11 protein-coding genes are annotated in these 14,662 nt (G+C 71.5%); 3 read left to right on the top strand and 8 right to left on the bottom strand.

Annotated features, from left to right (window positions below):
* Positions 1–13: 13 nt before the first annotated feature.
* Complete coding sequence (locus tag AB0N31_RS01730; protein WP_366056327.1) at positions 14–4,285, bottom strand: HAMP domain-containing protein; 4,272 nt, start codon at positions 4,283–4,285, stop codon at positions 14–16.
* 272 nt (positions 4,286–4,557) lie between these two features.
* Positions 4,558–5,439, bottom strand: coding sequence for a SigB/SigF/SigG family RNA polymerase sigma factor (locus AB0N31_RS01725; RefSeq protein WP_366056326.1), 882 nt, complete (start codon positions 5,437–5,439; stop codon positions 4,558–4,560).
* A 219-nt stretch (positions 5,440–5,658) separates the two neighbouring features.
* On the opposite strand from AB0N31_RS01725, the gene AB0N31_RS01720 reads away from it, so the two are divergent.
* Positions 5,659–6,030, top strand: coding sequence for a PRC-barrel domain containing protein (locus AB0N31_RS01720; RefSeq protein WP_366056325.1), 372 nt, complete (start codon positions 5,659–5,661; stop codon positions 6,028–6,030).
* Positions 6,031–6,295: 265 nt separating this feature from the next.
* Positions 6,296–6,427 (top strand): hypothetical protein, encoded by a 132-nt coding sequence (locus AB0N31_RS01715; protein ID WP_366056324.1) that lies wholly within the window; start codon positions 6,296–6,298, stop codon positions 6,425–6,427.
* Positions 6,428–6,453: 26 nt separating this feature from the next.
* Here AB0N31_RS01715 and AB0N31_RS01710 read toward each other — a convergent pair whose 3' ends face one another.
* The gene (locus AB0N31_RS01710; protein ID WP_366056323.1) at positions 6,454–6,888 is read right to left on the bottom strand and encodes an ATP-binding protein; all 435 of its coding nucleotides are present in this window, start codon (positions 6,886–6,888) and stop codon (positions 6,454–6,456) included.
* A gap of 132 nt (positions 6,889–7,020) precedes the next feature.
* On the bottom strand, positions 7,021–8,925 hold the full coding sequence (locus AB0N31_RS01705) for an AMP-dependent synthetase/ligase (protein WP_366056322.1): 1,905 nt from the start codon (positions 8,923–8,925) through the stop codon (positions 7,021–7,023).
* A 171-nt stretch (positions 8,926–9,096) separates the two neighbouring features.
* Here AB0N31_RS01705 and AB0N31_RS01700 point away from each other — a divergent pair, with 171 nt between their 5' ends.
* On the top strand, positions 9,097–9,330 hold the full coding sequence (locus tag AB0N31_RS01700) for a DUF6480 family protein (RefSeq protein WP_366056321.1): 234 nt from the start codon (positions 9,097–9,099) through the stop codon (positions 9,328–9,330).
* A 48-nt stretch (positions 9,331–9,378) separates the two neighbouring features.
* Here AB0N31_RS01700 and AB0N31_RS01695 read toward each other — a convergent pair whose 3' ends face one another.
* The 4 genes from AB0N31_RS01695 to AB0N31_RS01680 all read right to left on the bottom strand — a co-directional run.
* Entirely contained in the window at positions 9,379–10,467 is a 1,089-nt protein-coding gene (locus tag AB0N31_RS01695) for a glutamate--cysteine ligase (RefSeq protein ID WP_366056320.1), read from the bottom strand.
* Between the two features lie 57 nt (positions 10,468–10,524).
* Positions 10,525–12,729, bottom strand: a complete 2,205-nt coding sequence (glgB, locus tag AB0N31_RS01690) for a 1,4-alpha-glucan branching enzyme (RefSeq protein WP_366056319.1) — start codon at positions 12,727–12,729, stop codon at positions 10,525–10,527.
* Positions 12,730–12,732: 3 nt separating this feature from the next.
* Positions 12,733–14,094 (bottom strand): maltokinase, encoded by a 1,362-nt coding sequence (locus AB0N31_RS01685; RefSeq protein ID WP_366056318.1) that lies wholly within the window; start codon positions 14,092–14,094, stop codon positions 12,733–12,735.
* A gap of 28 nt (positions 14,095–14,122) precedes the next feature.
* On the bottom strand, positions 14,123–14,662 hold a 540-nt coding region (locus tag AB0N31_RS01680; RefSeq protein ID WP_366056317.1), incomplete at its 5' end, for an alpha-glucosidase C-terminal domain-containing protein.

Here is a 14,662-nt window from a genome sequence, read left to right as displayed (position 1 = left end):
GGGCGGGCTGCCCTCAGGCGGTCAGCCAGCGGCGGACGCAGGACATGAGGTCATGGGTGTCCACGGGCTTGGTGACGTAGTCGCTGGCCCCCGAGGCGAGACTCTTCTCCCGGTCGCCCGGCATCGCCTTCGCGGTCACCGCGATGATGGGCAGGTCGGCGTACTGCGGCATGGTGCGGATCTCCGCCGTTGCCGTGTACCCATCCATCTCCGGCATCATCACGTCCATCAGCACCAGTGCGATGTCCGGATTGGCGCGCAACGCCTCGATGCCCTCGCGGCCGTTCTCCGCGTGCAGCACCCGGATGCCGTGCAGCTCCAGGATGCCGCTGAGCGCGAACAGGTTGCGCGCGTCGTCGTCGACGACGAGGACCGTCCGGCCCACCACGGCGTCGTCGACGGGCTGCGGCGCCATGGGCTGCGGCTCGTCCTGGCGGACCAGGGCGAGGACGTCGCCCGGCTCCTCGGCGGACAGGTGCAGCGTGATGCGTTCCCGCAGTTCGTCGAGGCTCGACAGGAACTCCAGCGGCCGGCCCGCGGACCAGGACCGGAGCGCCTCCTCCTGGGCGAAGTCCGCGCGGTGACCGCTGTGCACGAGCACCGGCACGTTGGTCAGCGCCGAGTCGCCCTGCAGGGCCTCCAGGAAGCGGGACGCCTCCGCGTCGGGCATCCCCAGCTCCAGGACCACGCAGTGGCACGGCTCGGCGGCCAGCGCCCCCGCCGCCTCCTGCGCGCCCACCGCGGTGACGACGTCGACCGGCGGCGGGGCACCGTCCTCCCGCCCGCCCGCGACGTCGGCCACCACGCTCTCGGCGACCAGCGTCAGCAGCCCGCGCGGCCGTTCCTCCACCACCAGCAGCCGGCGCGGACGCCGGGTCGTGCCCGAGGGCGCGGGCAGGCCCAGCGGGTGCGCGGTGGCCGCCGAGGCCCCGTCGTCGTCGCCGTCGCGCTCCACCGGCCGGCCGCCGGCGAGCACCTCCTCGAAGTCCCCGCGGGCGACCGGCAGGTACAGCGTGAACGTGCTGCCCTTGCCGGGCGCGCTGTCCACCGTCACGGCACCGCCGAGCAGGTGGGCGATCTCCCGGGTGATGGACAGTCCGAGGCCGGTGCCGCCGTACTTGCGGCTCGTGGTGCCGTCGGCCTGCTGGAAGGCCCCGAAGATGGTCTCGAGCTGCTGCTCGGGGATGCCGATGCCGGTGTCCTTCACCCGGAAGGCCACCACCGTGCCGCCGCGGACCACGCCCTCGGGCACCTCCTCCGCGGCCACCGGCTCGATACGCAGTTCCACGCCGCCCTGCTCGGTGAACTTCACCGCGTTGGACAGCAGGTTGCGCAGCACCTGGCGCAGCCGGGAGTCGTCCGTCAGCAGGTCGGCCGGAGCGCCGGCGGCCGTGCTGATCGAGAAGTCGAGGCTCTTCTGCGTCGTCATCGGCCGGAACGTCGCCTCGACGTACTCGATGAGCTGCCGCAGCGGCACCCGCTCCGGGGAGACGTCCATCTTGCCGGCCTCGACCTTCGACAGGTCCAGGATGTCGTTGATCAGCTGGAGCAGGTCCGAGCCCGCGGAGTGGATGATGCCCGCGTACTCCACCTGCTTCGGCGTCAGGTTGCGGGAGGGGTTCTGCGCGAGCAGCTGGGCCAGGATCAGCAGGCTGTTGAGCGGCGTGCGCAGCTCGTGACTCATGTTGGCCAGGAACTCGGACTTGTACTTCGACGCCAGCGACAGCTGCTGCGCGCGCGCCTCCAGCTCCTGCCGCGCCTGCTCGATCTGGAGGTTCTTCGCCTCGATGTCCCGGTTCTGCGCCACGAGCAGCGAGGCCTTCTCCTCCAGCTCGGCGTTGGAGCGCTGCAGCTCCTCCTGCTGGGACTGCAGCTCCGCGGACCGTGTCTGGAGTTCGGCCGTCAGCCGCTGGGACTCGCCGAGCAGCTCGTCGGTGCGGGCGTTGGCCACGATCGTGTTGACGTTGACCCCGATGGTCTCCCTGAGCTGTTCCAGGAAGTCCCGGTGGATCTCCTTGAACGCGGTGACCGACGCCAGCTCGATGACCCCGAGCACCTGCCCCTCGAACAGGATCGGCAGCAGCACCAGCGCACTGGGCTCCACCTGTCCGAGCCCCGAGGAGACGACGACGTACCCGGCGGGCAGGTCGTCGACCATGATCGTACGGCGGCTGCGCGCGGCCTGGCCGACGAGCGAGCGGCCGAACGGGATCCGGGTCGGGCGGGAGTCGTCGTCGGGGTAGCCGTAGGCACCCACCAGCCGCAGCTCCGGACCCTTGGCCCCCTCCTCGGCGAGGTAGAAGGCGCCGTACTGGGCGGAGACCAGCGGCACCAGCTCGTCCATGATCAGCTCGGCCACCACGGGCAGCTCGCGGTGCCCCTGCATGAGCCCGGAGACCCGGGCGAGGTTGGTCTTGAGCCAGTCCTGCTCCTGGTTGGCGAGCGTCGTCTCGCGCAGGGACCCCACCATCGAGTTGATGTTGTCCTTGAGTTCGGCGACCTCCCCGGAGGCCTCGACCGTGATCGAGCGGGTGAGGTCGCCCTCGGCGACGGCGCTCGTCACCTCCGCGATCGCCCGCACCTGGCGGGTGAGGTTGCCGGCCAGCTCGTTGACGTTCTCGGTGAGGCGCTTCCAGGTGCCGGAGACACCCTCCACCTCGGCCTGGCCGCCGAGGCGTCCTTCGGTGCCGACCTCGCGGGCGACGCGGGTGACCTCGTCGGCGAAGGCGGAGAGCTGGTCGACCATCGTGTTGATGGTCGTCTTGAGTTCGAGGATCTCGCCGCGCGCGTCGACGTCGATCTTCTTCGACAGGTCGCCCTTGGCCACCGCCGTGGTCACCAGCGCGATGTTGCGCACCTGGCCGGTGAGGTTGTTGGCCATGGAGTTGACGTTGTCGGTGAGGTCCTTCCAGGTGCCCGCCACGTTCGGCACGTGGGCCTGGCCGCCGAGGCGTCCTTCGGTGCCGACCTCGCGGGCGACGCGGGTGACCTCGTCGGCGAAGGCCGACAGCGTGTCCACCATGGTGTTGATGACGTCGGCCAGCGCGGCGACCTCGCCCTTGGCCTCCACGGTGATCTTCTGCGACAGGTCGCCGCGCGCCACCGCCGTGGCCACCTGCGCGATGGAACGCACCTGGCCCGTCAGGTTCGACGCCATGACGTTGACGTTGTCGGTGAGGTCCTTCCAGGTGCCGGAGACGCCCCGGACCGTGGCCTGTCCACCGAGGTTGCCCGCGGTGCCGACCTCGCGGGCGACGCGGGTGACCTCGTCGGCGAAGGCGGAGAGCTGGTCGACCATCGTGTTGATGGTGTTCTTGAGTTCGAGGATCTCGCCGCGCGCGTCGACGTCGATCTTCTTCGACAGGTCGCCCTTGGCCACCGCGGTGGCCACCTGGGCGATGTTGCGCACCTGGGCTGTCAGGTTCCCGGCCATGAAGTTGACCGAGTCGGTGAGGTCCCGCCAGGTGCCCTTGACGCCCTTGACGTCCGCCTGGCCGCCGAGGCGTCCTTCGGTGCCGACCTCGCGGGCGACGCGGGTGACCTCGTCGGCGAAGGCGGAGAGCTGGTCGACCATCGTGTTGATGGTGTTCTTGAGCTCGAGGATCTCGCCGCGCGCGTCGACGTCGATCTTCTTCGACAGGTCGCCCTTGGCGACCGCCGTGGTCACCTGGGCGATGTTGCGCACCTGGGCGGTCAGATTTCCGGCCATGAAGTTGACCGAGTCCGTGAGGTCGCGCCAGACACCGGCCACGCCGGGCACCTGCGCCTGGCCGCCGAGGCGTCCTTCGGTGCCGACCTCGCGGGCGACGCGGGTGACCTCGTCGGCGAAGGCGGAGAGCTGGTCGACCATCGTGTTGATGGTGTTCTTGAGTTCGAGGATCTCGCCGCGCGCGGGCACGTCGATCTTCTGCGAGAGATCGCCCTTGGCCACCGCCGTCGCCACCTGGGCGATGTCGCGGACCTGGGTCGTCAGGTTGCCCGCCATGGCGTTCACGGAGTCCGTGAGGTCGGCCCACGTGCCCGACACCCCCGGCACCTCGGCCTGGCCGCCGAGGGTTCCCTCGGTGCCGACCTCGCGGGCCACGCGCGTGACCTCGGACGTGAAGACGGACAACTGGTCGACCATGCCGTTGAACACGGTCGCGATGTCGCCCATGAGGCCTTCGCCGTCGGCGGGCAGCCGGGTGCCGAAGTCTCCGTCCCGCACGGCGGTCAAGCCGGCCAGGAGGCGCCTCAGCTCCTGGTCGCCCGGTGCCTCGGCGGCCTCGGTGGCGTTGCTGGTCATGCGTACCCTCGTTCCGCTCCCCAGGAGCCCCCCCGGCGGGGGCTCGGAACCGGGCCGTCCCAAGAAGACGGCACTCTCCGGTCGTGCGTCCATTTCCGCAGTTCACGGATGTGCGCGAAGAGATAAATCCGCCGAAGGCTAACCCATGGGCCTACGGCGGAACAAAGTGTCGCGTCACCCGGGGCGCACAGAAGATTCACCGGGTGCGCACCATGCATGCACCACCGGAAACGGGGTACCCGTCTTGACTTTTGTCGTGCGGGCGCGGCTCGTCAGGCGACCTCGGAACCCAGCAGACCGAGCCGCAGCCGGGCCACCATGCGGCTGATCAGGCGTGAGACGTGCATCTGCGAGATGCCCAGTTCCCTGCCGATCTCGGCCTGCGTCCGCTCCTCGACGAACCGCAGGTGCAGGATCCGCCGGTCGTGGGCGTCCATCGCGGCGATCAGGGGGGCCGGCGAGTGGAAGTCCTCGACGAGTTCGAGGGCCGGATCCTCCGCGCCGATGAAGTCGGCCGGCGCCGACTCGCCCTCCGGGTCGCCACCGGAGGTCAGGGCGGCGTCGAGCGAGGCCGACGTGTAGCCGTTCGCGGCCTTGCGCGCCTCGATGACCTCCTCCTCCGACAGCGACATCAGCTGCGCCAGCTCCCGCGTGGTGGGCATCCGGCCCGACCGCGTCCGCAGCTCGTCGGTCGCGCGGGCCAGCTCGACCCGCGCCTCCTGGAGCCGGCGCGGCACGTGGACGGCCCAGCTGGTGTCGCGGAAGAACCGCTTGATCTCGCCGACGATGTACGGCACGGCGAACGAGGTGAACTCCACCTCGCGGGCCAGCTCGAACCGGTCGATGGCCTTGATCAGCCCGATCGTCCCGACCTGGACGACGTCCTCCATCGAGTCCCCCCGGCTGCGGAAGCGGGAGGCCGCGTACCGCACCAGCGAGAGATTCATCTCGATCAGGGTGTTGCGCACGTACTGGTGCTCGCGCGTGCCCTCCTCGAGGACGGCCAGCCGCTCGAAGAAGGGGCGGGAGAGTTCCCGCGGGTCCCTCGGACCGACCGCGGTGGGCACGTCGACGAACGGAACCCCTGCCTGCGGGTCGCCGGTGGACCGTCGCTCCGCCGTGGCCGTTCGTTCCTGTGCCGTCACGGCGTTCATGCCGCTCGCTTTCGTTCGTGGGGGCCCGCTGAACCGCGCGGGGGCCGTCGAGCCGTCCGACGACGCGCTCCGTCTGCCCCCGCTTCCCCCGCTCATGCCGCGACGGATGCGCCACCGTCCCCGCGGCGTGCACGAGTCGGGGGCCGCGGCGGCGCAAGCCCTCCGAATGCGCCCGCGACGGCCGGGTATCAGGGCTGTGGAACGCGAGAAGGGAGCAGCGTGACCATCGACAGAATCTGGTCCTACCCGTCGGACAGCGGGCATGTCGAAGGACAGGACCTCACGGGGTACGGGGTGGTCGGGACCGACGGCACCCTGGGGCACGTCGAACGGGAGGACGGCCACCACGGCATGTGGCACCTGGTCGTCGACACGGGCGTCTGGCTGTTCGGCAGGAGCGCGGTCGTCCCGGTGGGCGTCGTCACGTCCGTCGACGAGGCCGAACGGAAGGTCTCGGTCGCCTGCACCGTGGACGAGGTCAAGGAGGCGCCGCGCTTCCGGACCGACAGCGAGACCATGGACCCCGACTATCTGACGGCCGTCGCCGACTACTATCGACGGCTGATGCCGCACGGGACGACGACCGCGTGACCGTGCCACGGTTTCCATGAGGTTCGTGTCGTGAGGTTCGTGCCATGAGGGGAGAAGAACTCCTGCCCACCCGGGCGGCGGACACCGCCCGGGTGACGACCGCCGCGTCCGCACGGGCCCGCGTCCGCGGCCTGGTCGACGCCGGCTGGGACGCGGCGACACGGCCGGCTTCGAGGCGACCCCGGGGCGGGACGGGGTACGGCTGTCCGTCCACGACCACAGCGACGTCGTACCCGAGGCGGCGTACGGCCCCGGCATCCTTCCCGTGGGCGACCACGGCAGCGGCTACGGCTGGCCGCTGATCCTCCGGCTGGCCCGCGACATCCGCATCCGTCCCCGCCCCTCCGGCGGGAAGACCGTCACCGTCCTCGTACCGATCAGGACCGAGGCCCCCTGACGGACGGGCCGGCGGCTGAGCCCCGGTCACCACGGCAGGAAGACGTGCACGTCCTTTCCCTCACCCGCGGACACCACGCTCACCTGGCTGCACAGCGTGTGGATCAGGTGCCAGCCGATGCCGCCGCCCCCGGCGTCGGGGTGGAAGGGCCGCGGGGCCGGCACCGTGGGGTTGGTGTCGTGCAGCGTCACGTGCACCCCGTCGAAGGTGGGCCGCAGGTGCAGCGAGAAGGGACCCGGCGCGTACTGGACGGCGTTGGAGGCCAACTCCGTCACGATCAGCACGATGTCGTGCCAACACTCGGGTGCCGCGGGCGGGGCCGCGCGGGCGAGTGTGCGGAGGAACTCCTCCGCGGCCAGGCGCGCACCCGTCACGTCCTGTGGGTCACCCGCGAAATGGGCGGTGCGGCCCGGAATCGTCCAGGAGGCCGGTGAGTCGTTACCACGGGGCTCGGTTGCCATGTCGTCGTGCGGCCCTCTGTCCGGGACCGTCGTCCTTTCTCGTGCCGCTCTCTCGTCGCCACTCCCCAGGGTTCCCTGGGCGGCGCGGCCTACGCGCGCCGCACCCGACCCACGCCAGGGGCGTGCGGTACGTCAGCGGAACACGTCGTCGGCGTCGTCCCAGCTCAGCACCTCCGCCGGAGGGTTCTCCCGGCGCACCCGCACGCGGGCCTGGTACATCGCCTCGATCTCGGCCGCGTAGTGCCGCACGATCGAGTCACGGCGCAGCTTCATCGACGGCGTCAGCAATCCGTTGGCCTGGTCGAACGGCTCAGGCAGGACCCGGAAGACCCGGATCGACTCCGACCGGGACACCGCGTTGTTGGCCGCGGCCACCGCCCGCCCGACCTCCTCCCGCAGCGCGTTCTCCTCCCGCGCCTCGCGGCTGGAGCGGTCACCTCCGTACGGCGGCAGGTTGCGGCGCCAGTGCGCCAGGAACTCCGGGTCCAGCGTGATCAGCGCGCCCACGCAGGGCCGGTCGTCGCCGACGACCACCGCCTGGTGGACGAGCGGGTGCAGCCGCAGCCGCTGCTCCAGCGCGGTCGGGGCCACGCTCTTGCCGCTGCTGGTGATGATCACGTCCTTCTTGCGGCCGGTGATGGTCAGATAGCCGTCGGGATCCAGGTGGCCGAGGTCTCCGGTGGCCAGCCAGCCGCCCCGGAACGTGGCCCGCGTGGAGGCGTCGTCGTTGACGTAGCCCTGGAACAGCGACGGGCCGCGCACCAGGATCTCCCCGTCGTCGGCCATCCGGATCTCCGTGCCCGGCAGGGCCTGCCCGACCGTCCCCGACTTCTCCCGGCCGAGCGGCTGCATGGTGATCCCCCCGCTGGTCTCCGTCAGGCCGTACCCGTCGTGGACGTAGATGCCGATGCCCTCGTAGAAGAGGGACAGGTCGCGGTGGAGCGGTGAGCCGCCCGACGTCGCCCGGTGCACGCGGCCGCCCAGGGCGGCGCGGAGTCTGCGGTACACCGTCCGTTCGTACAGGGCGTGCTGGAGCCGCAGGTCGAGGCCGGGGCCCGAGCCCCGGCCGAGCCGCTGCCGTTCGACGGCCGCCGCGAAGTCCCGGGCGGTGCCCGCGGCCCGCTCGAACAGCGCGCCGCGGCCCGCCTCCTGGGCCGCCCGCAGGAAGTTCTTGTAGATCTTCTCGAAGACCGACGGGACCCCGTACAGGTGGGTCGGACGGAACGAGTGGAGAGCCTCGGAGAGGGCGTCCCCGCTCAGGTCCGGTTCGTGGCCCATCAGGATCCCGCCGCGCAGGCACAGCCCCTGGATCATCAGCCCGTACACGTGGGAGAACGGCAGGAAGGCGAGGACGGAAGGCTGCTGTCCGGGCGGCCCCGCGGTGTCCCTCCAGCCGGCCAGCAGGGTGTCGCAGGGCGAGGCCAGGCTGCGGTGGGTGAGCGCGCAGCCCAGGGGGCGGCCCGAGGTGCCGGAGGTGTACGCGATCACCGCGGTGGAGTCCGGCAGCACGATCCGGCGCAGCGAGTCCACGGTGGTCTGCGGGATCACCTCGCCGCGCCGCGTGAGTTCCTCGAACGCTCCTGCGTCGAGCTGCCAGACGTGCCGCAGGGTCGGCAGCGTCGCGCACACCGAGCCGACCGTCATGACGCTCTGCTCGTCCTCGACGATCACTCCCACGCAGCCCGCGTCCCGCAGGATCCACTCGACCTGGTCGCGCGAGGACGTCGGATGGACGGGGACGACCTCGGCGCCCACCGCCCACAGGGCGTGGCTGAGCACCGTCCACTCGTAGCGGGTGCGCGCCATGACCGCCACCCGGTGGCCCGGCGACATCCCCGAGGCGACGAGCCCCTTGGCCAGATCCACGACCTCGTCCCGCAGCTCCACCGCCGTCACCTCCTCCCACGGCCCGGAGGGGGCGGACCGGCGCGCGAGCACCGGCAGGGTCGGGGTACGGGCGGCTGTCTCGAAAACGCTGTCGGCGAGCCCTCCGGTCAGGGGCGAGGCGGCGGTGGGAGCGAGGGCGACGTCGCGCATGCGCTGCTCCTGACAGGTACGGGCTGTGACTCCGTCGACGAGGACTGTTATCGACGGTGGTCGAATGTAGCTCAGGCAGGGGCGGTTGTGGCCGGGAACGCACAACTATTCCGCGCGGATGATCTCGGCGGCGGACTGTTGGCGGGCCGCTGGTCCGGGGACTCGGGACACATGACCTACAGCAATCCTGACCCCGACCCGGAACGCAGCACCGGCCTCGAACCGGGCGGCGGCGTGCCGCCGGGCGAGACCCCGCCGGCGGAGAGCAGCATGCCCGGGGCCGGACCCCGGGAGACCCACAATCCCCCCACGGGCTGGGCCAAGGGCCCGCTCACCCTGATCATCGTCGTCGCCGTGCTGGTCGCGGCCTTCTTCCTGGCCTACGCCCTGATCCTCATCTTCTGACCGCGCGGCCGCCGGACCGTGACCGCGCGGGCCGCGGAACCGCATGCGTCAGCTCTGGGTGTGCCGTACGCAGCCGGTGACGACCTCGCGCAGGCTGCCCGTGCGCTCCCACAGCTCGCGCTGCACCATCGCGCCGTTGCCGTGCCGCAGCAGGTCCGCGCAGGCCGCGCGGACCCGCTCGAGATCCCCGTGGTCGGCCAGCGCCTGCGACACATGATCGACCAGGGCCCCCACCACCGCCTCGGCGGGCGCGCGCCGCATGGTCGCCGGGTGCAGCAGATCGCCGGTGAGGCCGGACTTGGCCGCCCGCCAGCCCGCCAGCCGGAGCAGACTCACACTGTGGTCCACCGGCTCCACACCAGCCCTCCACTCGCGGGCGGCCGTCTCGACGAGCCCGCGCACCAGGGCGGCGACGAGCACGGCGGTGTCCGCGCGCAGGCAGACGTCCGAGACCCGGACCTCCACCGTCGGATAGCGGGCCGACAGCCGGGCGTCGAAGTAGACCATCGCCTCGTCGAGGACGGTTCCGGTGGCCACCATGTCCGCCACCCGCTGGTGGTAGCGCTCCGCCGAACCGAACAGCTCGGTCGGACCGGCCGACGGCCAGCGCTGCCACACCCGGCTGCGATAGCTGCTGTACCCCGTCTCGTTGCCCTGCCAGAACGGCGAGTTGGCGCTCAGCGCCGGCAGCACCGACAGCCAGGGCCGGATCCGGTCGAGGACCGCGACGCCCTCCTCGTCCGACTCCACCGACACATGGACGTGGCAGCCGCAGACGAGCTGCTCACGGGTGGCGATGCCGTACTGCTCCGCCATCCACTGGTAGCGCCGGTTCATGCCGACGGAGGGGCGCACCGGCAGCGGCGACGTCGCCAGCGCCGCCACGGTGCACCCGATCTCCCCGGCGTGCCGGGCCGCCTCCGCGCGTATGCGGACGATCTCCTCGCCGAGTTCGTCCATGCCCGACTGCGGCCGGGTGGCGAACTCCAGCATCTGGTTGTGGAGTTCCTTCTCGAAGACGTCCTGTTCCGCCCGGTCCCTGGTGGCACGGGCGAGAACGGCGGCGGAGAGCGCCTGCGGCTCTCCCGTTTCCGGGTCGACGAGGAGGAGTTCCTCCTCGACTCCGACAGTGCGCACGTGATGCAGCCCTTCTCTGGCAGGTGGTACGCACTCGACTGCCCTGTCGGGCCCGGTTCACACGGCCCCGGGCGTCAACCACATCGTCGCGAGGGGCGGGAGGGTGAGGGTGATCTCCCCGTTCTCCGGCTTCGCTCCGTCGAGCAGACGCACGTCGCTGCCGCCGTACCGCATGTCGTCGGTGTTGAGGGCCTCGTACCAGACGGGGACGTCGTCCGGTACGGCCAGCCGGTAGTCGTGGCGTACCACGGGGGAGAAGTTGCTGACCGCGAGGAGGGGGACGCCGTCGGCGTCGTAGCGCAGGAACGCGAAGACGTTGTCCTCGGCCGCGTCGCAGAGGACCCAGCGGAAGCCGCCCGGGTCGGTGTCCCGCTGCCACAGGGCCGGGGTGGCGCGGTAGCGCGTGTTGAGGTCGCGCACCAGGTCCCGGACCCCGCGGTGGTCGGCCTCGGCGCCGTAGCCCTCGTCGAGCAGCCACCACTCCGGGCCGTGTGCCTCGGACCACTCCGCGCCCTGGGCGAACTCCTGCCCCATGAAGAGGAGTTGCTTGCCCGGATGGGCCCACATGAAGGCGAGGTAGGCGCGGTGGTTGGCCCGCCGCTGCCACCAGTCGCCGGGCATCTTCGACACCAGCGCCTGCTTGCCGTGCACGACCTCGTCGTGCGAGATGGGCAGCACGTAGTTCTCGCTGTAGGCGTACACCATCGAGAAGGTCATCTCGTGGTGGTGGTACTTGCGGTGCACCGGCTCTTTGGCGATGTACTCCAGGGAGTCGTGCATCCACCCCATGTTCCACTTCAGCCCGAACCCGAGGCCGCCGCTGTCGGTCGGCCGGGTCACGCCCTCCCAGGCCGTGGACTCCTCCGCGATGGTCACGACACCCGGGTTGCGGCGGTAGACCGTCGCGTTCATCTCCTGGAGGAACGCCTTCGCGTCCAGGTCCTCCCGACCGCCGAACACGTTCGGCGTCCACTGCCCGGAGTCCCGCGAGTAGTCGAGGTAGAGCATGGAGGCGACGGCGTCCACCCGGAGTCCGTCGATGTGGAACTCCTCGCACCAGTAGACGGCGTTGGCGACCAGGAAGTTGCGCACCTCGGTGCGCCCGAAGTCGAACTCGAACGTCCCCCAGTCCGGGTGCTCGGCCCGCTGCGCGTTTCCGGGCTCGTACAGCGGGTCCCCGTCGAAGCGGGCCAGCGCCCAGTCGTCCTTGGGGAAGTGCGCCGGCACCCAGTCCACGATCACGCCGATGCCGGCCCGGTGCAGCGCGTCGACCAGGTACTTGAAGTCGTCGGGCGACCCGAGCCGCGAGGCCGGGGCGTAGAAGCCGGTGATCTGGTAGCCCCAGGAACCGGAGAACGGGTGCTGGGCGACCGGCATGAACTCCACGTGCGTGAAGCCCAGGTCGTTGACGTAGGCGGGCAGTTCCTCGGCCAGCTGCCGGTAGGTCAGCCCCGGCCGCCAGGAGGGAAGGTGCACCTCGTACACCGAGAACGGCGCCACGTGCACGGGCACGTCCCCCCGGTGCGCCATCCACTCGGCGTCGTCCCACTGGTAGTGCGAGGCGTGCACGATCGACGCGGTGTCCGGCGGGACCTCCGCGCACCGGGCCATCGGGTCGGCCTTGAGGAAGCGGTGCCCGTGGCGCGAGGTGATCTCGAACTTGTACCGGGTGCCCTCGCCGACCCCGGGCAGGAACAGCTCCCACACCCCCGACGCCCCGAGGGAGCGCATCGGGAAGGCGGTGCCGTCCCAGTACGTGAAGTCCGCGGCGACCCGCACCCCCCGGGCGTTCGGCGCCCACACGGTGAACCGGGTGCCGGCGACGCCCTGGTGGGTCATCGGCTCGGCACCCAGCGCCTTCCACAGCTGCTCGTGCCGGCCCTCCCGGACGAGGTGCAGGTCGAGGTCGCCCAGCGCCGGCAGGAACCGGTAGGGATCGTGCACCTCGCACTCGTCACCCTCGTACGCCACCAGCAGCGTGTACGCGGGGATCTCCTTCAGCGGCAGCACGGCGGCGAAGAGACCGTCGCCCTCCGACACCAGCGGGGTGCGCTCGCCGTCCACCAGGACGGCGACCGAGCGCGCGAAGGGGCGCAGCGCCCGGAACAGGACGCCGCCGGGCACCGGGTGGGCGCCCAGCAGGGCGTGCGGGTCGTGGTGCGCGCCCGCCAGCAGACGACCCCGGTCGGCGGGGTCGAGCGTGGGCGCCACCGGCGGGCGGGGGCCGGCCGACTCGGGCAGGGAAGAGTCACGCAGAGCCATCGGTCAGCCTCCTCGGACGGCGAGTCGTTCGATCGCCGCCATGGGTACGGGTAGCCAGTCGGGACGGTGCCGTGCCTCGTACAGCACCTCGTAGACGGCACGGTCGGTTTCGTAGGCACGGAGCAGGGCGTGCTTCTTGCGAGGGTCCCAGCCCGCGCGTTCCGCGTACCCGGCGCAGAACGCCTCCCGGCAGCGGCGGGCCCACTCGGGACGCCAGGGGCGGCGCTGCCGGGCGGCGTAGTCGAACGAGCGCAGCATGCCCGCGATGTCCCGGACCGGGGAGTGCGCGCTGCGCCGCTCGGCGAGCGGCCGGGACGGTTCGCCCTCGAAGTCGATGACGAACCACTCGCGTCCGGCGCGCAGCACCTGGCCCAGGTGCAGATCGCCGTGGATGCGCTGGGCCGGCGGGCCCGGATCGCAGGCGGCGAGTGCGCCGAAGGCGCTGGTGAGTCCGGGGACGTAGGGGCGCAGGGCCGGCACGTGATGGGCGGCGGCCTCCAGCCGCTCGGTCATCCCGGCCGCCGTCCGCGCGTTGTCGCCGAGCGGTCCGGCGGGGAAGGCCGCGGCCAGCGCGAGGTGCACCTCGGCGGTGGCCCCGCCCAGCACGTGGGCCTGCCGGGTGAAGTCCTCCCCGCGGGCCAGCGCGTCCAGGGCCAGCGTCCAGCCGTCGGAGGCGTCGGGCAGGAACGGCTGGAGGACGCCGAGCGTCGCCTCCTGCGGATGGGTCGTGCGGTACCAGGCCACCGGCGCCGGCACCCGGCCGCACCCCTGCTCCGCCAGGGCGACCGGCACCTCCAGGTCCGGGTTCACCCCGGGCTGGATCCGCCGGAACACCTTGAGGATGAACGCGTCGCCGTAGACCAGCGACGTGTTCGACTGCTCGGCCTCCAGCAGTCGGGGCGCCAGCCCCGCCGGCACGTGGGCCGACGGGTCGGACTCGAAGGACAGCGGGCCCAGCGGCCCCGGATGCCGCAGCCGCTCCAGCAGCAGATGCGCCGACCGCGGGTCCTGCAACGCGTCGTGCACGGTCAGTCCGGCCAGCGCCCCCTCCTCGACCTTGCCGATCAGGGCCCGGCCGAGTCGGGGGGACAGGTGCTCCTGGATGCCCAGGAGCAGCTGGTAGCAGTCGCCGGGCGGGGGAGTGCCGCCCGGGGAGGGCACCCCCGACTGGCCGGTCTGCACCAGGAGGTGCAGACAGCCCGGGTACAGCTCCGTCATGGACAGCAGACGCAGGTCGTTGAGGGGCCTGTCCTTGCCGGCGAACCAGCGCTGCCGTGGCAGCCACTCGCGCAGCAGTGCCCCGAGCGTCCCCGTGGAGCGGACGCCGACGGCACTGCCCGGGCTCAGAGATGCGGTCTTCTGCATGGTGACGCGTCCTTCCCTCGGCGCACGCTCACAGGCGCCGGCCGACGCGGGATGCGGCTCGGATGAGCCGGAACCAGTAGAAACCGTGTCCTGCGAGGGTGAGCAGGTAAGGCAGTTCACCGATCGCGGGGAAGCGGACTCCGCCGAACAGCTCGACGGGATGGCGGCCGTCGAAGCGACGCAGGTCCAGCTCGGTGGGCTGGGCGAAGCGGGAGAAGTTGTGGACGCACAGGACGAGGTCGTCCTCGTACTCGCGCAGGAAGGCGAGGACGGCCGGGTTGGAGGAGGGCAGCTCGGTGAAGGAGCCGAGGCCGAAGGCGGGGTTCTGCTTGCGGATCTCGATCATGCGGTGGGTCCAGTGCAGCAGCGAGGAGGGCGACGCCATGGACGCCTCCACGTTGGTGACCTGGTACCCGTAGACGGGGTCCATGATCGTCGGGAGGTACAGGCGCCCCGGGTCGGAGGAGGAGAAGCCCGCGTTGCGGTCGGGTGTCCACTGCATGGGGGTGCGGACGGCGTCGCGGTCGCCGAGCCAGATGTTGTCGCCCATGCCGATCTCGTCGCCGTA

The sequence above is a fragment of the Streptomyces sp. NPDC051051 genome (assembly GCF_040682975.1).
Taxonomy (GTDB): domain Bacteria; phylum Actinomycetota; class Actinomycetes; order Streptomycetales; family Streptomycetaceae; genus Streptomyces.
This window is presented reverse-complemented; position numbering and strand designations above follow the sequence as displayed.

Excerpts from the sequence above, each read along its gene's own strand:
- AB0N31_RS01725 (WP_366056326.1), bottom strand. The coding sequence starts at position 5,439 with ATGAACGCCGTGACGGCACAGGAACGAACGGCCACGGCGGAGCGACGG.
- AB0N31_RS01710 (WP_366056323.1), bottom strand. The coding sequence starts at position 6,888 with ATGGCAACCGAGCCCCGTGGTAACGACTCACCGGCCTCCTGGACGATT.
- AB0N31_RS01700 (WP_366056321.1), top strand. The coding sequence starts at position 9,097 with ATGACCTACAGCAATCCTGACCCCGACCCGGAACGCAGCACCGGCCTC.
- AB0N31_RS01730 (WP_366056327.1), bottom strand. The coding sequence starts at position 4,285 with ATGACCAGCAACGCCACCGAGGCCGCCGAGGCACCGGGCGACCAGGAG.
- glgB (WP_366056319.1), bottom strand. The coding sequence starts at position 12,729 with ATGGCTCTGCGTGACTCTTCCCTGCCCGAGTCGGCCGGCCCCCGCCCG.
- AB0N31_RS01685 (WP_366056318.1), bottom strand. The coding sequence starts at position 14,094 with ATGCAGAAGACCGCATCTCTGAGCCCGGGCAGTGCCGTCGGCGTCCGC.
- AB0N31_RS01705 (WP_366056322.1), bottom strand. The coding sequence starts at position 8,925 with ATGCGCGACGTCGCCCTCGCTCCCACCGCCGCCTCGCCCCTGACCGGA.